Origin of the sequence: Alloacidobacterium sp., assembly GCF_035631355.1 — a bacterium.
Classification (GTDB): domain Bacteria; phylum Acidobacteriota; class Terriglobia; order Terriglobales; family Acidobacteriaceae; genus Alloacidobacterium.
Genome location: NZ_DASQIX010000003.1, coordinates 85,053 through 110,349 on the forward strand (window position 1 = coordinate 85,053; position 25,297 = coordinate 110,349).

Sequence of the window (25,297 nt, forward strand, 5' to 3'; positions counted from 1 at the left end):
CGACAGGAAAACAGACACTGCATTGCGATCAACATATAACTTCAATCCCGAATCTACCCCCGGCCCGCCGCCCGTATGCGCAAAGATCAGGTTGCCTTGTTGAGGATTGCACTCGCAGCCAGCCCCTGCTGGACGAGCATTTCGAAGCTCTTCCGGTCCAGAAGTTTTCCTGATTCGAGGGCCTCTGCAAATCGCAACAAATCGTCGATCGTGGAATACTCGCCGCCGGGGCCGACTGCGGGTCCCTTTAGTAGCTTTCCATAGAAGGCCTCGGCACTGACCCACGGCGCACCGGTATTAAGGGGATCGTCGACGTTGTCTCTGTAATAGCGGATCGCGCGACCGCATGGTGCCTCTGAGCTTGTTCGCCGCATCCCGGCCGGGCGGAAGATATGGTCTGCCAAATAGTGGCGGAACTCTTCTCCCGATACGGATTCAACGATCATGCTGGCTACCAGGAATCCGGTGTTACTGTAGGACTGTCCGTGCCAGGCTCGAACAGGAGAGGCTCGTATGCGAATAGTGGGTAGTAGTCCTTCAGTCGGCTGAGCGGCGTTCCAAGAGATTGCCTCGAAAAGATTTCCGCTAGTCCTGAGGTGTGACTGAGAAGCTCGCGGAGTGTGATTTTAGATGCCGCAGCCTTGTTTGGGTAATCTGGCAAGTACCGGATGATCGGTTCGTCATAACTTAATTTGCCTTCTGAAACGAGTTGCGCTACAGCTACACCCGTAAAAAGCTTCCCAAGAGATGCGATGAAAAACGGCGTATCGACGGAAATCGGAATATGACGTGCTCTGTCAGCGTCGCCGTATGCACCACGGAACAAAACTTTTCCATGTCGGGCGATAAGCACAGTCCCCGAGAAGAGCTGTCTGGCTGATGCTTCCTCAAAGCGCGCTTAAGTGTCTCCAGTCGTGTCTCGGTTGCGACGTCAGGTCTTGGCTTCGGCAGGAAATTCTCCGGTCCGGGAGACAATGCGACCATCTGGTAGCTCTCAATGAGGCATGGTTCACTGTTCCCACACTCCAGATCGATGTAGAGCTTCCTTGCCCGCAGTTTTGTTCTTGTGAACGCCGTGATTCCGGAACCGTGCGGGTACGCGGATTCGATAATCAGTCCTCCACTTCGTTTGCCGACGTTGTTGAGTGTCCGGGTGACCTCATCGGGTTCGCAACAACGGGTGGACCAGGAATCTTGATCGGTGTGATTTGAATCGAAGTTGTTGTGGACGAAGGATGCAATTTGGTCGGGATCCTGGGAATTGATTGCGGCGATCAGGTTCTTTAGGGCCGGGAGGGCCGGGCCCGCTTGCGGGCCCGGCGCTTGCAACTTCGTTTGCACGGCTCCCAGACCACCTATCGAGACGATCCCACACACGAATAGAGCAGCAAGAAAGCTATTTGTTCTTAACACGGTTTTTCCCCGAACTGTTCCGATCCGATGCTGGGGCACCTTGCTTGTGTGGCTTTGGAATCGGTCTAGGAATTCCAGCCACGACGAGTTCTGCAATCTTAGAAACACGCTCTTCGATCTCACGACGCGCCTTCAATTGACGGGCATTTAAGCTGAATGGCATTAGGGCGTTCGTCGAAAGCACGAGGGCAAGCGCCGTCAATTCCAAATCAACTACAGCAACCTCATTCTTGCAGACCCCTTCTTTCAAGAGGCTGAGGACAAGATCCGACTCGTTTGTAAAATACCGTTCACGATGAACCATGTAGGATGGCCGGATTGCGACAAACATTTCTTCGAACTTCGCTGGCAGATTTCGCGTGAAGTCAATGGCGAACAGAACCCGGCCAATTAAAATCCGTCGTATTCTCTCCAGAACCGGCGCATCGAGTTCGGCAAGTTGCCGCAAGTGTGTGAGAAGACGGGCATGAATCTTATCTGCACACTCAATGCCGATCTCATTCTTATTCTTAAAGTGCAGGTAAACAGCAGCCCTTGAGATGCCGGCTTCGCGGGCAATTTCCTCCATGCTGATTTTGCCAAATCCAAATTTCCCGATGAGAGCTTCTGCGGCGCCTAGTATTCGTGCGCGTGTGTCAATCATTGAGATCGAAGTGTAGACAACTAGACGGTAAATGTCAATCTGTCCACATCGGCTCTGATCAATTGTTTTACACGCTCCTCGCACCGGGTAATAAGCCGGAAGCTGAGGAGGACCGGAGGTGCCCCGCCTTATACGCAGACGAGACATCTCGCATACTCTGGCGGCCAAATCCGTGGTCCAGCGAAGAAGCCCGCAAGGCCAATCACAACGATCAAGAAAAACACGCTTCTTACCCTGCCATTTATTTCGATCTCCTTCATTGGTGCCCTTGCTGCCACTACAAGTAGACGATCACGATTTTCAATTCCATGCGGCTGCCCGCGTACCCGAAGGAGGCATCATGATAACTCGGTGGACCGAAGTGACCCCTTGCATTGTTTGACGCCCCCACACCTTCACGCGGAATTCCGAGGAAATTCGTATCGAGTCTGCTATTGGAGTTTTCGTCATGGAACACTGAAACCGCATAGGTCCCTGGCTGAATGCCAGAAAACTCGCAATCGGCATGTCGGTTGGCGATGAGGGATTTTGAGTGAGCAATGGCCTTTCTATCATTCTTTGGAAAGCCTTCCGCCGAAGAGTAGAGGGAGCAGATCACCTGCCCCTTGTCTGTGCGGAACCCATCGATCCCTACATGAATGACATTCTGCGGGCCACTCGAAGGAACCTGAAAGGCCAGTAAGCAGCAGAGCATGATTGAAATCTTTGCCAACATGGTTATTCCTCCCCTGAATGATCGAGCGCTACGCTTGTTGGACTGCGGAACAGTAACGAAAAGGCAGCTGCCAGCCACCACAGCGCCTGAATGCTTCCAAGTGACGTAATGGATGCTGGCAATGCCAGGGTAAGCAGAGATGCGATTCCAACGAGAGCGAATGTTGCCCCAAGCCCAAGGGCCAGGTAACCAAGAACTCGCGGAATAACTCTGGAATTAATCAGGGCTATCCCGAGCGGCAGGAAAACCGCGGGGGCGGACACGATGAAGTAGAGATGTTGAACTGAACTGATCAGTCTGATTCCGATGTCGATCATTCCAGAAGGAGTCGTGAACAGCGCGCAGATATAGAACGTCACTTCTATCAGGTTGACGGTCATGAGCGTCGTCGCGCCGAAGAAGGTCATCCATCCTGATATTCGCCGCTCTGCACCGGACAGATGAACAAGTGCAAATGCAAACAAAACGACAAAAATCGGGCCCACCGCCTGGAGCCATGCGCCCCACAGAACGGATTTATACGACTGTTCAACAAACCTCTCGAGAGCGGGTCCTGAAGATCCTGGCGGGGGCCCTGTATTAATTGAGAAAGAGGTGATGAGCATCAGAACCCCAAGGATCCCGCTGAGAGCGCTAAGAATACAGAACGATCGCTTTGTCTTAATGCCGTGAGTCATATTCCTTCCTTTCATCTCCGTGCCGCCAGGAGTGACCCTCTGAAGAATCAATTGAATGGCCGGTTCAATTCTGTGAGTATTTATCGCTCTGGTGTGCCTTCGCCTGCTTTCCGCCTGTGAAATGCTCGCTTGATTTCTGGACTGAATTCCCGGATCACATATACCGCCGACGTCATGCCCACCGCGATATTCGCTTGCCGAAGGCCATATCCAGTGGCCGTGTACTTCTCCGGATACCACTCCGTCATGAGCATTGGTCCGCCATAGATTCCGGCGAGACCCGAAACGTCAGGGTAAAGATGTCCGTTGTCGCCGTAAGTGAAAATCGTTCTGCCCACTGCGTGGAGAGTGCGCGGAAATGCTCCTCGGCACGAACAACGAAAATACCGCGTGTCCTGATGAAGAATGGCAGCCAGAGAGGAATGGATGGTCCCGCCGATTGTAAAGGTGGCAAATTCCGAGCCAACGTGTTCGGATAGGCCAGCCATTCCCGAATCCCAACGGGGAACACCTCCCAAGTGGTCTCCTAAGCCCGTAAAAAACGCCTGGAAGAATGCTCCATACGATTCGAAATTCTGGTGCTCATAGTTCTGCCAACGTTCTTCCCTCGTCATGGGCGAGTATGAAAACGCCTGGGGCGTGGTTTGCGATGCAGCGAGTGTGAGCTGGGTAGGTCCGAAGGACGGCGGGACCTTTGCCGGAGACGGCCGCATCGGCTGCGCGTCAGATGAATTCGAGAGCGCCGCCTGAGCCTGACGAAGCGAGGCGGAGGCATCGTCCTGCTGTGCAAGCGCGGGAATCGCGGCCGAAAACACGATCCAGAACATCAGACAGCATCCACCGAACCAAGTCCGATTGCTCGCTGAAAAATTAGCAATTTTGCCGTTCATGGCGTCTCCTTCGCTTGCTCGATCTTGCTAGGATCTATATATCGCCCCGTTATATCGAATCGATATAAGATTTCAAGGGGGATGAGGAAAAGAGCTCTTCGGAGGTGGTTATTTAGAATTCCCTCTCCGGGCGTGAGCGGAAATGGGGGCGAATGTACGAACTATTTTTATTGGGGAAGCTGATCGGGAGGCCATGGCATGGATACGAATTCCATCAGGTAATCAACTCCGTCGTCGGCCCGGCTCGCCAGGTGAGTTGGGGAACGATTTATCCGCTGTTACAAAGACTGGAAAAAGCCGGTTTGATTCAACGGCTCTCCGAGCCATCAGACAAGGAAGATGGGCGGGGCCGCCAGCGATACTCAATCACGCAGAAAGGAAAGCAGAGATTCCTGCAGCTAATGAGATCGGAACCCAGAAACGACCCCAACTACCGCGAAACGTTCAGGATTAAGCTCGGCAACTTCAGTCGTGTTGACATCGAAACCCAACGCGGAATCATTGACCGCTATCTGAACCGGCTCTCTTCAATTTCGAGTCACACCAAAGCCATGTCAGAATTGGTGTCCAAAGTCCCGGAAATTAACGAATCGGAGCGACGGAACATTCTGCTCGCCCTGGCACACGATCGCTTCCTTGCGGAATCAGAGATCAAATGGGTTCGCGGAAAGTTGCAGCAAGATTTGTTCGCCCGCAAATAGCAAATTGGGATCGGGGCGTAAGGGACCGACCCGAGCGCAACTCGAGATTGCAGAGTGTCTGCGATTTGAGATCAATGTCGGTGCATTGACAGGTTTCAGCAGCAGGTAAGTTTACAGGAGGTCATATCTGGAGAGATACCTTCGAAATACAGTGCCCACGAATGTCCACAACCGCTGTAAACTGTGCATTTTCCACAGCCCACCCGAAACTCTTGTCAACCCCCTCCAGCGAAAGGAATCTTCTAACTCCTACATTCCAAACAGCAAAAACTGGGCCCAATTTGATCTTGTATTTCGCCCTGAATTGCTAAAATAGAGATAGAAAGAAAAAGCCCGCCAAGTAGCGGGCTTTCATATTTTCAGGGTGAAGACCCGGCAATCCGAAAGAGAACTCCTGGGCCCTGCGCCCTAACCATTTTCTTTGCAGGAATTTACCCAAGACATAGGGGGTATCATCAAATTAGAAGCAGGCTCGGCCTTGAATAACGGACGTTCTAAAGAGGCGGCCTTGGGAGTACCGAAATGGGTTTTGGGGGGATGTGCAGCGTGCACCATCGAAGCACCGCAACCGCACGTAGAAAGAGGAACTTAGCAAAACCCTAGGGGTGGTGCATGGGCCCCAGCAAATCTGCCATCATCTACAGAAGCAGTATGAGCCTCTTCGGCAACACTCCGGATCTCGCGACAGCGCCGGCAAAACACGCACCACTGGCTGAGCGCATGCGCCCGCGTACGCTTGACGAATTCGTAGGTCAGGAGCACTTGCTCGGCACAGGCAAGCCACTGCGCGTGCAGATCGAGCGCGACGACGCTTCATCGATGATCTTCTGGGGACCGCCCGGCGTCGGCAAAACCACACTCGCCAAAATCATCGCCGAAACCACCCGAGCCAGCTTTATCGAGTTCTCCGCCGTCCTCTCCGGGATCAAGGAAATCAAGCAGGTCATGGCCGACTCGGAAAAAGCCGCCACCTATGACTCGCGCACCATCCTCTTCATCGACGAAATTCACCGCTTCAATAAAGCACAGCAGGACGCCTTTCTTCCCTACGTCGAGCGTGGCACCATCCGCCTCATCGGAGCAACAACAGAGAATCCGTCCTTCGAAATTATTTCGGCGCTGCTCTCACGCTGCCGCGTTTACACACTACACGCGCTGACCGACGAGCAGATTCTCCATCTGTTAGAACGCGCCCTCGCCGATGAGAAACGCGGCCTTGGCAACCTGAACATCAAAGCCGACAAAGAAGCCCTTGAATTGCTCTCCAACTACGCTAACGGAGACGCCCGCCATGCCCTCAACGGCCTCGAGGTAGCCGCGCGCCTCGCACAATCCGCCAAGTCTCCCATCACCAAAGAAATTGCAACTGAGGCGCTGCAACAGCGCGTCCTGCTCTACGACAAGGAGGGCGAAGAGCACTACAATCTCATCTCCGCGCTGCACAAATCCGTCCGCAACAGCGACGCTGACGCTTCTCTCTACTGGCTTGGTCGCATGTTACAGTCAGGCGAAGACCCGATGTATGTTGCCCGCCGCGTCATTCGCATGGCGGTCGAAGACATTGGCCTCGCCTCGCCGGAAGCCCTCAACCTCTGCCTATCCGCCAAAGATGCCATGGATTTCCTTGGTTCGCCCGAAGGCGACCTCGCGCTTGCACAGGCCGTCGTCTACCTAGCGCTCGCTCCGAAATCGAATGCCCTCTACACGGCTTACGGCGAAGTCCTCTCCGACATCGAAACCACGCGCGCCGAACCTGTCCCGCTGCATCTGCGCAATGCGCCCACCGGACTGATGAAAAATCTCGGCTACGGCAAGGACTACAAATACGCGCACGATGAAGAGGGCCGTGTAGCCGACATGGAATGCCTGCCGGAAAGCCTGCGCGACCGCACTTACTATCACCCCACTAGCGAAGGCCGCGAAAAACTGCTCGCCCAACGCATGGAAGAAATCCGTAAAATCCGCGAATCGAAACGCGCCAAAAGTTGACTTGTCATCCTGAGCGGAGCACGCGCAGCGTGCGTAGTCGAAGGACCTGCTTTTCGTAGGCAGCAAGAGGAACTTGGTGTCCTCTCCACTGCCATAGCTTCCTCGAAAAAATCAACCGTTCAAAGCAGCTACTGATACTTCACCGAGCACCCATAAGGCCGCGTATATGAGACCGCCACTGGCTGCCCCACCATCGCTTCATTCAGCGCGGCGGAGACATAGTTCTTCGATACTTTGACATCGCTCAGGTCGGTCGTCGCATGGTCATCGATTGCGCCATCATAGATCAGTTTGCCGGAAGGATCGATGACAAACATGTGCGGCGTGGTCTTCGCCGAGTACTCGTGCCCGATTGCGCCGGTCGGATCGAGAAGCGCTGCCGTGGGCGATGCTTTCTCCCTGCTCATATATGAGTTCTCCTGCGCCGCCGTCATATATCCCTGCTCACCCGGCGCAGAGGAGAGAACCGTCAACCAGACAACGCCCTTGGCCGTCCATTCTTTCTGGAGGGCCTGCATGTTGCCGCTGTTGTAATGCTTTTGCGTATAAGGGCAGCCGTTGTTAGTCCACTCGAGAACTACATACTTGCCGCGATAGTCCGAGAGCTTATGCGTTTTCCCGTTGGAATCCATTCCGGTAAAATCCGGTGCCGCGTCACCTACATGGACCGCGTTCGCCACCAGAGGAACGGCCAGCATTGCCGCCAATATGCCAATCGATAGAACAGATCTGCGAACCATACACACCTCGCAACGAATGTCTGGATCACTTGCAGATACTTATATTGACGATGTTTCTTAGCCGACAGCCGAGCACAAAGATGCGTATTATGAAATTTACGCGGCAAGGCGCAAAATGGTTCAGCCGCGTCCCGCGCTCGCGACTACTTCGCCTGCGACACCGGCAGCGGGTTACGCTCCGCAAACTGCCACTGATGCCAATATGGATAGACCGGCTGCACCGCGCTTGCCTTGTTGAGCTTTGCCACTTGCTCCGCGGTAAGGTTCCAGTCTGCGGCGGCAAGGTTCTGCTTCAATTGCTCCTCATTGCGCGCGCCCATAATCACGCTTGCCACTGTAGGCCGTTGCAGCAGCCAGTTCAGCGCCACCTGCGGAACCGTCTTCTCTGTTTCCTTCGCGACCTCATCCAAAGCATCCACAACTTTGTAGAGATACTCCTCATCCACCTGCGGCCCATACTCTGAAGTCTTATGCAGGCGGCTCGTTTCCGGCAGCGGTTTGCCACGGCGGATCTTTCCCGTCAGGCGACCCCACCCCAACGGACTCCAGATCAGCGCCCCAACTTTCTGGTCGAGTCCCAGCGGCATCAACTCCCACTCATACTCGCGTCCCACCAGCGAATAGTAGACCTGGTGCGCCACATACCGTGTCCACCCATAGCGTTCCGAAATTGCGAGCGACTTCATCAGATGCCAACCGGAAAAATTCGAGCACGCTATATATCGAACCTTGCCTTGATGCACCAACGTATTCAGCGTGTCCAGCGTCTCTTCAATCGGCGTCGTCGCATCAAAGCCGTGCATGTGGTAGATGTCGATGTAGTCTGTGCCCAGCCGCTTCAGGCTGGCGTCGCATTGCTGAATCAGGTGATACCGCGACGACCCCAGATCATTCGGTCCGTCGCCCATCTTGAATGTGGCCTTGGTCGAAATCAGCAGCTTCTCGCGCCTGCCCTCAATCGCCTTGCCCAGAATTTCTTCAGCCAATCCGGTTGAATAAACATTCGCCACGTCAAAAAGGTTCACCCCGGCATCCAGACATAAACCAACAAGCCGCGTGGCCTCCGCCACGTCCTGGCTGCCCCATGCCTTGAAAAATTCGTTGCCTCCGCCAAAAGTCCCCGCCCCAAAACCGAGCGCGGAAACCTTCAGTCCTGAATAGCCAAGCTGTCTGTATTCCATGAGCTACTAGATGCTCCCTGACAATATGTGGCGCAAAATGTCTTCGTAAGTTTAACTTGCCGGGGGAACAATCGGAGGAACTGTCCCCTTCACCTTTGGCTTCCTGAAGGCATAAACAACCGCCAGCAGCGGCGGAGCCAGTAACACGCCCCAAAACGGAATGACAATCCCGAGCACAATCGGCGCCAGAATCGAAGCCCAGATCGGCACGCGCGCGGTGCGCTTCATCAGCATAGGCTGCAGCACCAGTTGATCGACAACCACGATCACCGCATACAGCCCAAGCACAAATGCCAGCCGCTCCAGGTCTTTTCCCGTCACCAGAATGCAGAAGACTGGCCCGATCAGCGCAATCACGCCGCCAAAGTTCGGAATGAAAGTCATCAGGCCGCCCAGCAGCGCCCACACTGGGAAAAGCGGCACGCGCAGCAGCCACAATCCGATGAGCCACATCACCGCGACACACAGAGCCTCAATCGAAACAGCGCGCCACCAGTTCAGCAGCGCTCTTCCCGCCGTCCGTCCGGTTGTCTTGATGTCGAATCCGCCCATAGCGAAACAATAGTCTCAAGTTAGAACCCTTGCCAGTGCTAGTCCTCACTGAAAGATGGTCCGTCTGAGTAAACATTTCGTTCACGCGCTCGACGGCACGTCCTACCCAAAACTGCTAGCCTAGACGTATGAAGTTCGGCGTTCTAGTTTTTCCCGGCTCCAATTGCGATCACGATACCTCTAACGTTGTGTCTGAGATTGCCAAACAGCCGGTGACCTTCCTCTGGCACGACTCGCCCAGCCTGGACAACTGCGACGCCATCCTTGTGCCCGGCGGTTTTGCATACGGCGATTATCTCCGCACCGGGGCCATTGCCCGCTTCTCGCCGGTGATGCAGTCGGTAAAGAAATTCGCTGCGGACGGCGGCCTGGTGCTCGGCATCTGCAATGGCTTTCAGATTCTTACCGAAGCCGGCCTGCTGCCCGGCGCGCTTATGCGCAATGCCGGACTCAAATACGTCTGCAAGCAGATCTATCTGCGCACGGAAACGAGCAATACGCCATTTACCAGCACACTGAAAAAAGGCGAAGTTCTCAAAATTCCCATCGGTCACATGGAAGGCAATTACTTCTGCGACCCGGAAACGCTGACAGCGCTGAAACGCGACGACCGCATCGTTTTCCGCTACTCCTCCCAGGAGGGCGAAATCACGCCGGAGGCCAACCCGAACGGCTCGCTCGGAAACATTGCCGGAATTCTGAACGAGGGCCGCAATGTACTGGGAATGATGCCGCATCCCGACCGCTCATCGGAGAGTTTGCTCGGATCAGCCGACGGCTACAGGATTTTCGCATCTATGGTAAAAGCGCTACAGGCAAAAGAGGGCGAGACCCCCGCGCCCCCTGAACTGGCCGCATTGTAAAGGGGAAGTTAGCTCGTACATGATTGACATTCACCATCACCTGCTTTTCGGACTTGATGACGGCTCCCCGGATTTAGAGACCTCTGTCGCCATGGCCCGGATGGCTGCCGACGACGGCATCACGCACATTACCTGTACCCCCCACTCCAACCACAGGTATCACTTTGACCCAGACGTAAACGCCGCGCGTCTCGCGGAATTGCAGCAGCAACTCAATAGCAGAATCACTCTGGGACTCGGCTGCGACTTCCATCTCTCCTACGACAACATCGAAGACGCGCTGAAGAACCGGACCAAATACACCATCAACCAGAAACAATATCTGCTGGTCGAGTTCGCTGACCTGATGATTCCGCAAGGCATGACTGACACCTTTTACGAAATGAAGATTGCCGGAATTCAGCCCATCATCACCCACCCTGAGCGCAACCATACCATCCAGCGGCATCCCAGCCGCATGATCGACTGGCTGCGCGAGGGCTGCCTGGTTCAGGTCACCGCCTCGTCACTTACTGGAAGATTTGGCCGGACAGCGCAGACAATGGCTTTCAGCTATTTTGATAAAAATTGGGTCCACTTCATCGCCAGCGACGCCCACAACCTCAATTCCCGCCCACCCATCATGAGCGAGGCATACAAGGTCATCGAAAACAAATATGGCAAGGAAACTGCCGAACGCGTCTGCGTTACCAACCCTGGCGCAGCCTTTCATGGCTCTGAATTCCCACCGCAACCTGAAATGCTGGGTCTTTATGACGAGCCGGCAACGCCGCCGCGAAAGAGCTTCTTAAGCCGTCTTTTTTCCACCAAATAGCCAAACTAAGAGACGTCCCATAACGAACGTCTCTTTCCGCAAATAAAGCCGATCATTTTGTCGACCAGAAATCCGGGTCGGCTTTGACCCATTCGTCGCGCGGGTAGCTCATCTTTGGATTGAACATCAACAGGCTCGATTGGTGGGATTCGACGCAGGAGGCCTCCATGTCTTCGAGTTTTTTCATCTCGTTTGCGCCCACGCTGTCCATGACCTTTTTTGAATCGGCCATGAAGTGATCGACCTCGGCCAGGGACTTCATGGGAGTGAAGATGAGGAAGACGCCAGCAGTGTCGGCGCCGTACATGCCCTCAAACATGGCCCAGTGCGCGCCGGGGATGGCCTTTTCGTAGGCGCTCCTGTACTGCTTGACCAGTTCTTCCCATTCCGCCCCATGTCCTGGACGAACGCGGTAAGAATTTACTTCGAAGTAGCGCATATGGGCGATGTCGACCGGGCCATGCAGGCTGAGGTCATCGCGATAGGCAAAGACGCCGGTATCGTACTCAGACAGCAGATCGCCGTCGGCCTGCTGGGCCTTGTCGAGAGCGGCGGCGAGCGTGGGATTGGCGGCAGTGGCCTGAGTGTCCTTTTCCCAGGCTTCGAAGGAGTCGTAACCAACGAAGAAGTCTGCACGCGGGCGCCCGGTGAGCCCGTCCGCGGCAAAGTAATGCGTCGGCCAATTGGCCGACTTAAAGGCCTGCACAAACGCGCTCTCGCTGCTTTGATGAGCGCTGCCTTGCCGGCCGGGCTTGAGGAACTCGCGCATGACGACGAGCACCTTGGGTGGCGGCATGGTTGATTCGGCGGCTTCCTGCGCAAAAGCTGCTGCCAGACCGCAGATAGGGAGGCACATGCCCAGACATAGTCCTATGAGTTTTTTCATGGAGATTGCTGCAATCCTTTCAAATAAATTTCCGGGGGGCCAGGAATGCCGGGGTGTGAGGGAGCAGCAATGGACGAGGGTTTTGTTCCCATTCCTGGAACGGCTGGAACGATACTCCCGAGCGCTGGCGGAAGCAAGGGGAGAAATTTGACGTTTTCTTGACATTTACCTGTGGCGTCGCCACAGAAGGATATGAGATGGTTATGTGGCAGCACCACAGGAGCAGACGGATGGGGGAATCGAAACTCGATTTATTGCAGGGAACTCTGGACCTGATGGTTCTGCAGACACTGGCGGCGATGGGTTCGCTGCATGGGTATGGCATTGCGCGGCGCATAGAGCAGATCAGCGGCGATGAGGTGCTGCTAAACCAGGGAACAATTTACGCATCGCTGGTGCGGTTACAGCAGCGGGGCTGGATTGACGCAGAATGGGGCACCTCGGAGAACAACCGTAAGGCCAAGTTTTATTCAATTACCCGCGCAGGACGAAAGCAACTGGCGCAGGATGCGGCTTACTGGGAACGGCTGGCGGGCGTGATGGGCCGGGTGCTGGCCATGCAGAACGACGGTGGGAGGGATTGAAAGAACCCATGTCTCTGCGAGACATGGGGCACCCACATCGAGCCAAATGAAAGGTTAAGCAGATGGTTTACTTCTTTCGACAGGCGCTGAATCGGCTGCATGCTTTCTTTCACAAAGCGCCGCTTGACCAAGAGCTGAACGACGAGATGGCTTCACACCTTGATCTTGCCATGGAGGAAAATATGCGGCGCGGAATGACGAAGGAAGAAGCGAGGCGGCAGGCGCTCGTCCGCTTTGGCGGTGTGCAGCAGGCCAAGGAGCAACATCGCGAAACGCGCGGCTTGCCCTGGATAGATGTGCTGATGCAGGACCTGCGTTTCACCATACGGACGCTGAAGCGCGATCGTGGATTCACCATTATCGCGATTCTGATTCTGGGGCTTGGAATCGGGGCGAATGTCTCCGTCTTCAGCGTGGTGAATACGATTCTGCTGCGGCCGCTTCCATTTCGGGATCCACAGCAACTGGTGTGGATTACCGGAAACAATGGCGTGGGTGGCCTGTCCGGGCTTACTTACTCAGTGGACGCTTTCGAGGATTACCGCGCACAGAACAAATCTCTCCAGGACGTGACAGCATACATGCCCTTCTATGGACAGGGCGATTACAAGTTGACGGGGTACGGTGAGCCTCAGCCGGTAAACGGAGTGATGGTGGCGGGGAATTTCTTCCAGGTACTGGGCATTCAGCCGAAGCTGGGGCGGCTGTTCACACAGGATGAGCTGGTCAAAGGCGGCCGCCCAGCGGTGCTGTTGAGCGAGCCTTTCTGGAGGCGGCAGTTTGCCGGCGATCCGAAGATCGTGGGCCAAACGATCACGCTGAATAAGACGCCAACCACAGTTGCGGGCGTGATTCCTGCAAACTTCGATTTTGGATCAGTGTTTGCGCCAGGTACCCAGATGGACATCTTCGCTCCCGCAATCGTGGACGAGATGCGCGACTGGGGCAATACGATGTCGCTGATCGGGCGAATGAAGCCCGGAGTCAGCATTGGGCAGGTGCAAGCTGAGGCTGACATGCTATTTCCGCAGTTCTATTTCAGAAAAACACATCCGGAGTATGGCAAGGGCTATACAGGAACCGTGCTGGGCTTGAAAGAGTATGTCAGCGGAAAGCTGCATCGCTCGCTGGTGGTGCTCTGGTCGGCCGTCGGTCTTATCATGCTGATCGTCTGCGTAAACCTGTCAAACCTGCTGCTGGCGCGGTCTGCTGCACGCAGCAAAGAGTTCGCAATGCGCAGCGTATTGGGCGCGGGACGCGGACGCCTGATTCGCCAGCTGCTGACCGAAAGTCTTGTGTTGTCGACCGGAGGCGCTGTACTTGGCCTGGGTATTGCCTTTGCCGTGGTGACATGGCTGGCGCACCAGGTGTCCATAGCATTGCCGTTGCTGAGCAGTATCCGCGTGGACAGAAGTGCCCTTGGTTGGACGCTCCTCATTGCTGTTGTGGCTGCTGTTCTCTTTGGGCTGGCTCCGGGAATAAAGATGTCGAGCAGCGACCTGCAGGAATCACTCAAAGATAGCGGGCTGGGCGCAAGCGCTGGCAGGAAGCACGACCGTATGCGCTCGGTGCTGGTGATTTCAGAGGTCGCGCTGGCCTGCATTTTGATGGTAGGTGCAGGACTCTTGCTACGCAGCTTTCTGCGCGTGCTGGATATTGATCTCGGATTTCAGCCAAGCCGGTCTGCGGCAATTCAGGTGACTTACGATGACGGCGGCAAAGATGAAAATCGCGGGCCGATCTTGCAGAACATGGTGGATCATGTGAAGGCGATTCCCCGGAATTGAGGCAGCAGGCATTACCGACATGCTCCCGCTGGACCGGAACCGCAGCTGGGGCTTGTTTAGAAAAGGCAGAGATCCCAATCAGCAACCGGATGCGGGCACTTACGTACAAGTGGTGACGCCCGGGTATATCGGCGCGCTGGGTATGCGCTTAATCAAAGGGCGCGATTTCGCCTGGGACGATTCAACCCACGCCGAGCATGTGGTGATCATCAACGAAGCATTGGCGCGCCGCGAGTGGCCTGGCCAAGACCCGGTAGGGCAGATTGCCGAGCCCGACGACCGGCGAGTGATCGGTGTGGTCGCGGATGTAAAGGAGACCGGGCTGGAAACTGATCCGGGTGCAGAGATGTATGTTCCGATTACGCAGAACGGGCCAGCCGGTGCAGAACTGGTAGTCCGGACCAATCTGCCACTGGATGCGCTGGCTTCGACCGTGATGAAGGTATTGCGGGAGCTGAATCCAGGGCAGCCGGCAACAGAATTCAGGCCCATCCAGCAGCTTGTGGACCATTCGATTTCGCCGCGCAAGTTCTTTGTGCTGCTGGTGGGTATTTTTGCCGGACTCGGATTGCTGCTGGCTTCGCTGGGAATCTATGGCGTGATTTCCTACTCTGTCACGCGGCAGACGCAGGAGATCGGAATCCGCATGGCGCTGGGAGCATCGCGGTCTAAAGTGCAGCTCGGCGTGATTGGCAAAACGCTGCGACTGGCTGCCATTGGCATCGTGGTTGGCGGAATAGCTTCGTTTGCTTTGGCCAGAACCATTGCTTCACTGCTTTACGGGACAGAGCCCACAGATCCGGCGACATTCGCGGGGATGGTCGTGCTCCTGGCGGCTGTCGCACTGTTAGCGGGATATCTGCCGGCGCGACGCGCTTCGCGGACCGATCCCATGATTGCGTTAAGGACGAACTGATCCCACATCTCAGAAACGAGATGTGGGGCACCCGGCACCTGGGCACCCTTGTTCGTGCTCAGTTTTTTGAAAGACTGGTTCGATGGCCTATCTCTTTCGGCAAATGCTCAATCGTGTACGGTCGTTCTTTCGAAAAGAGCCGCTGGATCGGGAACTGGATGCAGAGATGACTGCGCACCTGGAAATGGCCGTTGAAGAGAATCTTCGACGCGGAATGAATCCTGAAGAAGCAAGGAGACGGGCAATGGTTCGATTTGGTGGAGTACAGCAGGCACGGGAGCAGCAACGCGAAGCCCGGGGCTTGCCATGGCTGGATGTTTTGATGCAGGACCTGCGCTTTACCTTCCGCACATTACGGCGGGACCGCGGATTTGCAGTTGTTGCTGTGCTCATTCTGGGGCTTGGCATCGGAGCGAACATTGCCGTCTTCAGCGTGGTGAATACGATCCTGCTGCGACCGCTTCCCTTTCACGATCCACAGCAACTGGTGAGGATTGTAGAAAAGGAAGCCGGAACCAACGAATCCGGAAGAACATATACAGCGGACGCTACCCAGGACTTCCAGGAACAGAACCGCTCTTTTCAATCGGTAAGTGGCTATTTCGCCTTCACGGGCCCCGATAACCTGAAGCTGGTCGGAAACGGCCAGCCATTGCCGGTCACAGGCATCCAGGTCGCGGAGGGCTTTTTTCAAACGCTCGGCGTTGCGCCTTCGCTGGGACAGCTCTTTAGGCCCGAAGCATTTGTGAAGCATGCTCAGCCGGCAGTGTTGTTGAGCTACCCATTCTGGAAACGTCAATTTGGGGGCGATCGCAGCATTGTTGGAAAGACCGTCAATCTGAGCAACACATCGGCGACCGTTATAGGCGTGTTGCCGGACACGTTTGATTTCGGCTCGGTCTTTTCACCGGGAGCCAGGGTGGATCTCTTCATGCCGTACATCATGGATGATTTCCGCGACGACGGAAATGATCTGGCGCTGGTTGGGCGTCTAAAACCAGGAGTTACGCTGGCGGCGGCACAGAGAGAGGCTGATGAGATTTTTCCACGGCTACTTTTTGAGCATAAACACCCGGAGTTCAAACCAAACTACACAGGCCAGCTTACGGTGCTGAAAGATTACATAAGCGGCAAGCTGAGGCGCTCGTTGATCGTGCTGTGGTGCGCGGTTGGATTGATCATGCTGATCGTCTGCGTGAACCTGTCGAACCTGCTGCTGGCGCGCTCCGCTGCGCGCAGCAAGGAATTCGCAATGCGCAGCGTGCTGGGCGCAGGACGCGGACGGCTGGTCCGGCAGCTCTTGACTGAGAGCCTTATATTGTCGGCTGGAGGCTCTGTTCTCGGTCTGGGAATCGCTTACGCCGTGGTGACATGGCTCGCTCATCAGGGATCGATTGGCCTGCCCTTGTTAAGCAGCATGCGCGTAGATGGAAAGGCGCTGGGCTGGACAGTTGTCATCTCTGTAGCCGCGGCTGTGCTCTTCGGGCTTGCTCCGGGAATAAAGATGTCGAGCGGCAACCTGCAGGAGTCACTTAAAGACAGCGCGCTGGGCGCGAGCGCGGGCAGGAAGCATGATCGCATGCGCTCGGTGCTCGTTGTATCGGAAGTCGCGCTGGCGTGCATTTTGCTGGTCGGCGCTGGATTGCTGCTGCGCAGCTTTCTACATGTACTGGATGTCGATCTCGGCTTCGAGCCAAGCCGAGCAGCCGCTATCAGCGTTGACTATGACGATGGAGGGAATTCCGCCCACCGGACTGTTCTATGGCAGGAGGTAGTGCGTCGCGCCTCGATGATTCCAAGCGTGGAGGCGGCAGGCATATCGGACAATTTGCCGATGAGCCGAAACCGGGGCTGGGGAATTGCGGCAAGAGGCCGTGAGAAACCCAAGGACAGCGACTTCATCGGGGTGTTCGTCTACATTGTTTCGCCCGGGTATTTGAAGGCGATGGGAATGCGGCTGATGAAGGGCCGCGACATCAGTTGGGAAGACCTGGCAAATAACGAAAATGTAGTCATCATCAATGAAGCGGTAGCAAAAAAACTCTGGCCGGGGGAAGACCCCATCGGCCGGATTGCGGTTGCCGGCGGACAGGATGCGCGCGTGATTGGCGTAATTGCCAATGTGCGCGAAAGCGGCGCCGAGGACAAAGGTGGCGCGGAGATGTATCTGCCGGCTACGAAGAACTTCGGGCCGGAAGGTTCGTATCTCGTAGTGCGATCAAAACTGCCTCCTGCCGCCCTGGCCGGAAGTGTTATGCGCATGCTGCAGGAAATAAATCCGGGACAGCCAGCGACGGAGTTTCGGCCTGTTCAACAGCTTGTGGACCACGCAACATCGCCGCGACGTTTCTTCATGCTGCTGGTGTCGATCTTTGCCGGGCTTGGATTGCTACTGGCTTCGCTCGGAATCTATGGTGTGATCTCATATTCGGTCACGCGGCAAACGCAGGAAATTGGCATTCGGATGGCGCTGGGAGCATCGCGGTCAAGGGTCCAGATGGATGTGATTGTCCGGACATTGCGGCTGGCGTTGATCGGCGTTGGCATAGGCGCGGTCGCGTCATTTGCGGTGGCACGCGCAATTGCTTCGCTGCTTTACGGAACGGAGCCTGCTGACCCGGTGACATTTGCAGGAATGGTCGTGCTGCTGGCGGCTGTCGCTTTGTTGGCGGGGTATTTGCCGGCGCGACGGGCTTCGCGGATCGATCCAATGATTGCGTTGAGAACCAACTGAGACGCGCCACACCTATAATGCAGCCATGAGGGCTGGATCCATCTCTGGCCGCCTACTCGTTGTGACGCTGCTGTCGATGCCGGGCTTCGTGCCGGCGCAGTCTGGCCAGAAAGCAGCTCCCGCGAAAAGTACAGACCAGCCTTCGCCGCTCGCTCTTCTCTCGCAACAGATTCAGGATTTAAGCACGTCCGTTCCGCCCGAACTGGCGTCATACGCGTTTCTGCGACTTGTCGAAACCAAAGCTGTAAGCCAGCCCGAACAACAGCGACAGCTGACTGAGCAGGCATACATGCTGGCCGGCCTCAGTCCTTATTCGATGCGACTGACAGCAGTGGGCGGCGTGAGCGATACGCGCGCCGGCTATTTATCGCAGGCACTCATGCAGGGCATGGACACGCTATCGTTGCGGACACGCGCAGTGACGGCGATGCTGAAGCTCGATCCGGACCGGGCGCGCGATTTGTTTGAGCAACTGCGTCCACTGGCGATTGCCAACCGGAGCTGCACGGATTCAATGCTCTATGATCCCGCCGCGTATTACCGGTCGGCAGGCGATGTTTATCGAAAGGGTTTCACTCCGGACGAGCAGGCAAAAGGACTGCCGGATGAATTCCTCGAATCAGTCTTTCGCGATGTAACCCATGCAAGCGAGGTTGGCCCGGCAGCGGAGCTGCTGCGGACAGTACAGTTCGATCCGGAGATGCTGGCGCGGGCTGAGGGCGCGTTTGCGCGTTCGCTGAATAGTATTCGCGGCGATTACCGCTCGTTTGCCGCAACACAGGCGGACCTGACGCGGAATGTGATGCGGCTGGCATCGGTACGGGGACGCGCGAGCCATGCGCTGCTAGAAGCTGTGCGAAATTACGTGGTTGCGAATGAATCGGGCGCTGTATGCGGCAGCAGTTCTGAAAACGTAGGCGGTTCGGAGGCATCTACAAACAGCAGCACATACGCGGCGCTGAATGTAGTGCTGGAGCGATATGGCATCGCTCAAATCAGCGATGCGGATCTAAAGCCGGGATCAGTTGTCGCGGCGAACGAAACTGACACGCAGGCATACTGGCAATCACCCACATCCAAGCAGTTGCTGACCAGCGTGCGCGCGCTGCGCTCAGGCGACAAGGATTCTCCCCAATGGCAGGAGAGCGCATCGAGCGCGCTGACATCGCTGCGGGAATGGATTGATGCGGGGAGCGAGCCTTCTGAAGAGGATTTTTATATCCAGAAGGCCGTGCTCTATTCGCAGATGCTGATAGCAACACCTGATTCGGCAGCGTATCCAGAGATGCTGAACGCATATATTGCGTTCCTGAGCGAGGAGCCGCCGAGTGACGATGTGCGCATCTATTGGCTCTGGAATATTCAGAATCTGGTGCAGCGAGTAAGAATGAACCATTGGAGAAATGACTCGGCGCGGCTTAAGCTGGAAGCTGCGCTAGAGGATGCGCCAAGTCCGCCAATTGCGCTCTACGGATACCTGCTGGAGTTGGAACGGACGCAGCGGCCATCCTTTACACGCGGCTATGCGCGGCAATAGTGCTTACGCTGAATTCAACATCGTGAAGAAATCAACTAGGTTACCATCGGGATCGCGGAAATAAATCGAGCGTGTGCCCCAGGGCTGGTTCGTCGGACCTTTTACCCATGTCTGCACAATGTCATGTAGTCGCGCGTATTCCTGATCGACATCGCCCACTTTGAATTGAAGGATTGCACTGTGGTTCTCGTCGGCCCTGGCGGAGCCGGGGATGTATTTCTCCTGCGCTTCCGCTGAGAAGATGGCAAGCACTCCCACGCCGGTATGAAATTCAACGTAGTCCTTACCTGTTCTTTCGGGGCGGATTTTCAGAACTTTCGCGTAGAAATCAGTAAGCCGATTGACATCATTCGTGATGAGACAGGTGTTGATCAGTGCCGGTGGCGCGTCGGATATGGATTGCGCCATCGCTCTCTTATTGATGCGAATCAGCAAGCCGAATATGGACGAGATAAGAATGACTGTCAGAATAGACGCTGCAATTAGATTTCTTCGCATATATGACTCAATCTCCTTTCTCTGCTGCTCGTGCCACCGTGGAAAGCACAAAACAGATCCTTCCGCATCCCCTTCGTTTCAATCAGGGTCAGAGTCAGGATGATAGAAAATATAGAAAAGCAACTTAGTGTATGGCGGCTGAGGCGCGCTCCGTGTTGGATGCGTGGTCCAGCTCGCGGTAAATCTCTTCGTTGCGGATGATGGCCTGCACATATTCGCGGGTTTCTGTAAATGGAATGGATTCGACGAACTCATCCATGCCGCTGTAGTTGCCGATGGATTGCCAGTCGGTAACGCGATTGTCGCCCGCGTTGTAAGCGGCGAATGTGTACTCGGGCTGGCTGTTGAACTTGTCGAGCGTCTGGCGCAGATAGCGAGTGCCGAGGCGGATGTTGATGTCCGGGTCGAGCAGATCGTTAGTTGAGAAGTGATGGATGCCTTCCTCCTTCGCCATGCTTCTGCCGACCGACGGCAGCAACTGCATCAGGCCATATGCATCTTTATTGGAGATGGCTCCGGGGTTGAACTCCGTTTCCTGGCGAATGAGTGCGGCAACCATATAAGGATCGAGGCCGTTTTTCTCTGATTGGGCTTTGATGGTGGGCCAATAAGCCTCTGGAAAGAGGATGCGCCAGTACTCCATTGGGATCGCATCAATGGGCGCTGATGTGTAGAACGGGATGGCCCGTTTCATGGAGCGCATCGCGCGCCAGGTTTCTCCATAAGAAGCGTAAATTTTGGCTTCGGCGAGCGCGCCCCATTCGTCGCCGCCCTCAGCCGCCTGGATTTCAGGCGCAATGTATTCGTTAAGACCGGCGTTTGCGAGCAGGTGCGCACGGACAACATGCGGATCATCTTCGGGAACATCGTCAGACAGCGTCGGAATCGGTTCGGGCTTCATGGCATCGAGCGATGCGACCGTCGCCGGAGTGACACTGCCAAGTTCCGCGACCCGCTGCTGCGCGATGGATGCGTAATAGTAATGGCGATAAAGGCGCGCGACCGTTCGGTAATATTCCGCTGCCATGGCGGGCTGATGTTCCTGGTTCTGATAAAGGCGCCCGCGCCAGTAGAGCGCGGAGGGGATTTCCTTCCCGCCATGGTAGACAGCGATCTGCTCGTCCATGAGGCGCGCAGCTTCTGAATATTGACCGATGCGGTAGTTCAGCCATGCAGCCCGCCAGTGCGCACTGGGGGCTAGAGTCGAGGTCGGAAAGCGCTTCGCTAACTCGCCATAGTCGGTGATGGCGGTGGGGAAATCTTTCCGCAGCAGATACATGTTGCCACTGGAATAGAGCGCTTCCGCAAGCCACGGGCTTGAGGGAAAGCGCGTCTCCATCTGGTCGACGATAGCGCGCTGTATTTCGCCGTCATCCTTGTCGCGGGCCAGTTCCATCAGCAGATACATGCGGCGTGCGCCGGTCTCGTCATTGCTGTCGGGGATGCGCTCTAGTGCGTCCTTGTTGAGCCGTTTCAGCTTCCAGTCGCAGGCGGCGGCGGAAACGAGGAGCGAGTCTTTGAGGCCGTCGGTTACAGCCGGATCATTCGAGAGAGCGCGGTATTCCTCGCCTGCGTCGGAGAAGCGGCCAGCTTTATACAGCGCATCAGCGTGATGGCTGCGCTCTTCCACAGTCAGAGATGCTGTCGCGCCCAAAGCGGCGAGCTGTTTCTTGGCCTCGGCGGCTTCATTGCTTAGAGGAAAACCGAGAAAGGTATGGCGGAACATTTGCGTGGCTTCCGGCATACGACCCGCCATCTGATAGGTTTTCGCCAGGGCCAACTGGTAATCGGCATGGTTGGCAATGGCTTCGCCCTTATGAGCATCGAGAACGTGCAGCGCCGCCTGCGGATCGCCTTCCTGTAAAAACAGATTGGCCTGCAAAACTGGGATGCTGGGCACGAAAATGCTGTCAGGGTGCTTCTGCGCGAAGATGCTGAGGATGCTTTCGGCCTGCGGCAGGCTGTTCGACTGCAGATCAGCCTGGGCCTGGAGATAGTCGGCATAGTCGTCGAGCGCGGTGCCCTGAATGTTTGCCTGTCGGAATGAATTCACTGCTTCAGGGAATTTACGGTCAAGCAGGTAGGCGTGTCCCAGAGCGATATATGCTGCTGCCGATGCCTCGCCCGTATGCGAGCGGGCGTAGGCGGTCACGCCGGCATATGCGGCAGGGGTGCGCATCGCGGCCAGTTGCTGCGCCATAGGCCGAAGCTGGGAAGACGCAATGAATGCCTGATGCAGCTTATGACTCTTTGCCCTTGCTTTGGCCGAGAGCGGACGGCGCTTTCTGTGTGTGGATTTGCTATGCGCTGCAGTCTTGTGCGCAGTGCTATGGGATGTGGAATGCGTGGTCTTCCCCGCTGTCGAATGCGACGCCGTTGCCGAAGAATGTTTCTTGTGCGTTGAAGACGACGAACTGGACGATGACGAATTACCCTGTGACCAGCATGTGGCAGACAACGCGCTGGCGAGAGCCAGCGCTGCAACCTTACTCCAGGCAGAAAAGACTTGATTCACTGCGAACTTATACGCCCCTATTTCAATGTAAGCCGAAATGGGCGGGATTGTTGTTCATTCCACTACAATCCCGGAAAAAGCGTTCCTCATTATGCAATGTCAGGAATGGCGTTCCGGTTCCCCGGATTCGACAATCAACATACGCAGAATGAGCCACTTTGATGCCGCACCCTGCGGATCATTTATTATGAAATAAGGACGGAGCCGCAGCCACCAACGCGACGGAATGTCCGTTCCGGTCACGAAAGGTCGAATTCCTGAAGCTATCTGTCATGCCCAACATCCAAACACAAGGAACAGAGGAAGTTCACCCTGACGTGCTCCTTGTCAATCAGGCGCGCCAAGGGGATGTGCAGGCGTTTGAGAAGCTGGTAAAGCAGTACGACCGCCAGGTTTTCCGGATTGCCCAGCACATTACGCAGAACCGCGAAGACGCGGAGGACGTAGTACAGGACGCCTTTTTGAAGGCGTACGAAAAACTGGACCAGTTCCAGGGAAACTCGAAGTTTTACACCTGGCTGGTGCGAATTGCAGTGAACGAATCGCTGATGCGTCTGCGCAAGCGGCGCACCGGTAAGATGGTTTCGATTGACGAGGACGTAGAGACGGATGAAGGCTCAATGCCGCGCGATCTGGCGGACTGGGGGCCGGACCCGGAGATGCAGTATGGCCAATCGGAGCTGGCCGAAATTTTGCGGAAGACGATCCAGGGCCTGCCGCCCGGCTTTCGCACGGTGTTTGTGCTGCGAGATGTGGAAGGTCTCTCAACAGAAGAGACCGCTGAGACTTTGGGACTGAGTGTCCCGGCTGTAAAGTCGCGCCTGCTGCGGGCGCGGCTGCAATTGCGGGAACGGCTGAGCCGCTACTTCCGCAAGAACAAAAGGGATGGTGCGAAGTGACCTGCACGGAGTTTATAGCGCAACTGGATGACCTGCTCGAAGACCGGGTATCAGTAAAGCTGAGGGCGGACTTGGAAGAGCATCTGCGCGGCTGTGAGCATTGCGTGATCACGATGAACACCACGCGCAAGACAATCGAGATCTACCGCAGCCATGAGTTGTACGAATTGCCAGACTCGCTGCGTGAGCGCCTGCAGAAGGCCATCCTGGCCAAATGCAAGAAGTGCTAAGGCATCAGTTTTTCCTCACTACACTCTTTCTGAAATATGAGGAGTAATCAGCGCACCTGGCTTCTCCATCGCCTCAAAAGGCTTGCCGGGGCATCTGTCGAAACCGCAGTTCTTGCTTTGAATGTGGCCGCCATTGCAGGCAATGCGCTATCTGCAGTCAAGGTGACATTCGCGCACTCTTCGCCCGCCCGGCACGGGATCAACATGTAGGCGTGACCGCACGACTCGTAATCTTCCAGAGCGCAACCGGGCGGCACGCCGAAGCCGGCGATCTCTCCCCTGTCATTGATCGCCACTGCATAGGTCAGGTCCAGACTTGCGCCTGGCGGAATAAGCGTATTCAGATCCACCATGGGGCGGCCTCGCTCCCAAAGAAACGCATGCTGCCCGACAAAAATAGAACACAGATGCTGGTTTTCCGACGTGCCTACAACCTGACCATAAGAATTGATGAAATACGCATTGCTGCACGAATCGCCGGGAAGAACACCAAGATCGAGCGCTTTGCCATTCCTCCACAGGACTGCATCGTGAAGTTGAGGCGCGGGACCCGGTAGATCAGCTTTGCCGACAACGTCGCCCCAATCATTGATCCAGTTAGGTTCGCCTGTATCTCCCCCAAAAGTGCCAAGATCAATCAGGTGTCTTCTGCTCCAGAGAAATGGATGGAAAGTCTGATCTCCTGAGAGATTCGAGAAGCCCGCCACCTGGCCCCATTGATTCATAGAACGAACGTCGCCGCTGGTACCACCCAAAGTGCCGAGATCCAACATCGACCCGTTCTGCCATAAAAATGGGCGTATCTCAGGGCATCCGGTGGCTGGGTTAATCGAGTCGGTGTAGGAAGCTCCAGCAATTTGCCCCCTATCGTTAATCAACTCCGCATTCGCATCAGGGCCACCCAGAGTTCCCAAATCCTCCATCGTTCCGTTTTGCCATCTGAAAGCTCGTGTTTGCGTGGAAAATCCGACTAGCGAACAAGTATCTGGAATCGTATTGAGAGCGAATCCAACCACTTGCCCATAGTTGTTCACCGCGGCTGCCAGACTTTCGTATCCTCCATCTGGCAATGTTCCGAGATCGGTGATTTTTCCTTTTTGCCAAAGCACGGCGCGGATTTCAGGAAACCCATCGACCAGAGGATCGAACTCTCCGTTTTGGGATAGCCCAACGATCAAGCCGCTTTCGGTCGCCCAAAAAGCCTCGCTTGTATCCCCGCCGGGAAGAGTGCCCAGATCGGTTACGTGCCCGTTCGTAGCTCGAAACGCATGTGATTGAAAACAATTGGGTGCAGTCAAACAGAGTGGATCGGGTGTAGATGTGTTCGCCCAACCGACGAGAGTGCCGTGGTTGTTAAGAATTCCGTCAAATCCGTTTTGCAAGTAACCTGCTGGCCCGCCGAAGGTGCCGAGATCGATGAGTCTGTAACGAGGCTGCTTGCTTGAATGGTTTTCTTGGCTGATGCTGACTTGTGTCAGCGATACGGCAAACAGCACGACAGCACTGGTGATCAACAGTGTGCGACGCATAACG

23 protein-coding genes and 1 pseudogene are annotated in these 25,297 nt (G+C 55.7%); 11 read left to right on the plus strand and 13 right to left on the minus strand.

Translation table 11 applies throughout. The features are described 5' to 3' along the window. Positions 1-86 precede the first annotated feature (86 nt). From VEV40_RS00915 to VEV40_RS00935, 6 genes and pseudogenes are all read right to left on the minus strand, one after another. Positions 87-566: a serine hydrolase domain-containing protein gene (locus VEV40_RS00915; protein WP_324829561.1), complete on the minus strand. Its 480-nt coding sequence runs from the start codon at positions 564-566 to the stop codon at positions 87-89. Then, positions 452-877, minus strand: a pseudogene (locus tag VEV40_RS20620) (serine hydrolase domain-containing protein); the annotation flags it as partial. The gene VEV40_RS00915 and the pseudogene VEV40_RS20620, both read right to left, overlap by 115 nt. Before the next feature lie 519 nt (positions 878-1,396). Then, the gene (locus VEV40_RS00920; RefSeq protein ID WP_324829492.1) at positions 1,397-2,056 is read right to left on the minus strand and encodes a TetR/AcrR family transcriptional regulator; all 660 of its coding nucleotides are present in this window, start codon (positions 2,054-2,056) and stop codon (positions 1,397-1,399) included. A 277-nt stretch (positions 2,057-2,333) separates the two neighbouring features. After that, entirely contained in the window at positions 2,334-2,771 is a 438-nt protein-coding gene (locus VEV40_RS00925; protein ID WP_324829493.1) for a DUF2141 domain-containing protein, read from the minus strand. Positions 2,772-2,773: 2 nt separating this feature from the next. Further along, complete coding sequence (locus VEV40_RS00930; protein ID WP_324829494.1) at positions 2,774-3,448, minus strand: hypothetical protein; 675 nt, start codon at positions 3,446-3,448, stop codon at positions 2,774-2,776. 80 nt (positions 3,449-3,528) lie between these two features. Then, positions 3,529-4,338 carry a hypothetical protein gene (locus tag VEV40_RS00935; protein ID WP_324829495.1) on the minus strand — a complete coding sequence of 270 codons (810 nt, stop codon included), beginning with the start codon at positions 4,336-4,338 and terminating at the stop codon, positions 3,529-3,531. A 152-nt stretch (positions 4,339-4,490) separates the two neighbouring features. Here VEV40_RS00935 and VEV40_RS00940 point away from each other — a divergent pair, with 152 nt between their 5' ends. Then, positions 4,491-5,039, plus strand: coding sequence for a PadR family transcriptional regulator (locus VEV40_RS00940; RefSeq protein WP_324829496.1), 549 nt, complete (start codon positions 4,491-4,493; stop codon positions 5,037-5,039). 651 nt (positions 5,040-5,690) lie between these two features. Further along, positions 5,691-7,028 carry a replication-associated recombination protein A gene (locus VEV40_RS00945; protein WP_324829562.1) on the plus strand — a complete coding sequence of 446 codons (1,338 nt, stop codon included), beginning with the start codon at positions 5,691-5,693 and terminating at the stop codon, positions 7,026-7,028. Positions 7,029-7,156: 128 nt separating this feature from the next. Here the strand turns inward: VEV40_RS00945 and VEV40_RS00950 are convergent, their stop codons facing one another. The 3 genes from VEV40_RS00950 to VEV40_RS00960 form a co-directional block, all read right to left on the minus strand. Beyond that, a complete protein-coding gene (locus VEV40_RS00950) occupies positions 7,157-7,768 on the minus strand; it encodes a thioredoxin family protein (RefSeq protein ID WP_324829497.1) in 612 nt (203 codons plus the stop codon). A 143-nt stretch (positions 7,769-7,911) separates the two neighbouring features. Further along, a complete protein-coding gene (locus tag VEV40_RS00955) occupies positions 7,912-8,949 on the minus strand; it encodes an aldo/keto reductase (RefSeq protein ID WP_324829498.1) in 1,038 nt (345 codons plus the stop codon). Positions 8,950-9,000: 51 nt separating this feature from the next. After that, positions 9,001-9,501 carry an AI-2E family transporter gene (locus tag VEV40_RS00960; RefSeq protein WP_324829499.1) on the minus strand — a complete coding sequence of 167 codons (501 nt, stop codon included), beginning with the start codon at positions 9,499-9,501 and terminating at the stop codon, positions 9,001-9,003. A 128-nt stretch (positions 9,502-9,629) separates the two neighbouring features. Here VEV40_RS00960 and purQ point away from each other — a divergent pair, with 128 nt between their 5' ends. Beyond that, a complete protein-coding gene (gene purQ, locus VEV40_RS00965) occupies positions 9,630-10,364 on the plus strand; it encodes a phosphoribosylformylglycinamidine synthase subunit PurQ (RefSeq protein WP_324829500.1) in 735 nt (244 codons plus the stop codon). Positions 10,365-10,383: 19 nt separating this feature from the next. Continuing rightward, positions 10,384-11,178: a tyrosine-protein phosphatase gene (locus tag VEV40_RS00970; RefSeq protein WP_324829501.1), complete on the plus strand. Its 795-nt coding sequence runs from the start codon at positions 10,384-10,386 to the stop codon at positions 11,176-11,178. A gap of 52 nt (positions 11,179-11,230) precedes the next feature. Here VEV40_RS00970 and VEV40_RS00975 read toward each other — a convergent pair whose 3' ends face one another. Continuing rightward, positions 11,231-12,064 (minus strand): hypothetical protein, encoded by an 834-nt coding sequence (locus VEV40_RS00975; protein WP_324829502.1) that lies wholly within the window; start codon positions 12,062-12,064, stop codon positions 11,231-11,233. Between the two features lie 230 nt (positions 12,065-12,294). Here VEV40_RS00975 and VEV40_RS00980 point away from each other — a divergent pair, with 230 nt between their 5' ends. The 5 genes from VEV40_RS00980 to VEV40_RS01000 all read left to right on the plus strand — a co-directional run bounded on the left by VEV40_RS00980 (position 12,295) and on the right by VEV40_RS01000 (position 19,622). After that, entirely contained in the window at positions 12,295-12,648 is a 354-nt protein-coding gene (locus tag VEV40_RS00980) for a PadR family transcriptional regulator (RefSeq protein WP_324829503.1), read from the plus strand. Positions 12,649-12,710: 62 nt separating this feature from the next. Beyond that, positions 12,711-14,435, plus strand: a complete 1,725-nt coding sequence (locus VEV40_RS00985) for an ABC transporter permease (protein ID WP_324829504.1) — start codon at positions 12,711-12,713, stop codon at positions 14,433-14,435. Between the two features lie 19 nt (positions 14,436-14,454). Further along, entirely contained in the window at positions 14,455-15,351 is an 897-nt protein-coding gene (locus tag VEV40_RS00990; protein WP_324829505.1) for an FtsX-like permease family protein, read from the plus strand. A gap of 103 nt (positions 15,352-15,454) precedes the next feature. Then, positions 15,455-18,085, plus strand: a complete 2,631-nt coding sequence (locus VEV40_RS00995; RefSeq protein ID WP_324829563.1) for an ABC transporter permease — start codon at positions 15,455-15,457, stop codon at positions 18,083-18,085. 25 nt (positions 18,086-18,110) lie between these two features. Further along, entirely contained in the window at positions 18,111-19,622 is a 1,512-nt protein-coding gene (locus VEV40_RS01000; RefSeq protein WP_324829506.1) for a hypothetical protein, read from the plus strand. A 3-nt stretch (positions 19,623-19,625) separates the two neighbouring features. On the opposite strand, the gene VEV40_RS01005 is transcribed toward VEV40_RS01000, so the two are convergent. After that, positions 19,626-20,120: a VOC family protein gene (locus tag VEV40_RS01005; RefSeq protein ID WP_324829507.1), complete on the minus strand. Its 495-nt coding sequence runs from the start codon at positions 20,118-20,120 to the stop codon at positions 19,626-19,628. Positions 20,121-20,244: 124 nt separating this feature from the next. Next, entirely contained in the window at positions 20,245-22,635 is a 2,391-nt protein-coding gene (locus VEV40_RS01010; protein ID WP_324829508.1) for a transglycosylase SLT domain-containing protein, read from the minus strand. A 272-nt stretch (positions 22,636-22,907) separates the two neighbouring features. Between VEV40_RS01010 and VEV40_RS01015 the strand changes: the two genes are divergently transcribed. Next, positions 22,908-23,534: a sigma-70 family RNA polymerase sigma factor gene (locus VEV40_RS01015; protein WP_324829509.1), complete on the plus strand. Its 627-nt coding sequence runs from the start codon at positions 22,908-22,910 to the stop codon at positions 23,532-23,534. Beyond that, on the plus strand, positions 23,531-23,764 hold the full coding sequence (locus VEV40_RS01020) for an anti-sigma factor family protein (protein ID WP_324829510.1): 234 nt from the start codon (positions 23,531-23,533) through the stop codon (positions 23,762-23,764). The genes VEV40_RS01015 and VEV40_RS01020 overlap by 4 nt, the downstream gene beginning before the upstream one ends. A 47-nt stretch (positions 23,765-23,811) precedes the next feature. On the opposite strand, the gene VEV40_RS01025 is transcribed toward VEV40_RS01020, so the two are convergent. Further along, entirely contained in the window at positions 23,812-25,293 is a 1,482-nt protein-coding gene (locus tag VEV40_RS01025; RefSeq protein ID WP_324829511.1) for a hypothetical protein, read from the minus strand. Between the last annotated feature and the right edge of the window lie 4 nt (positions 25,294-25,297).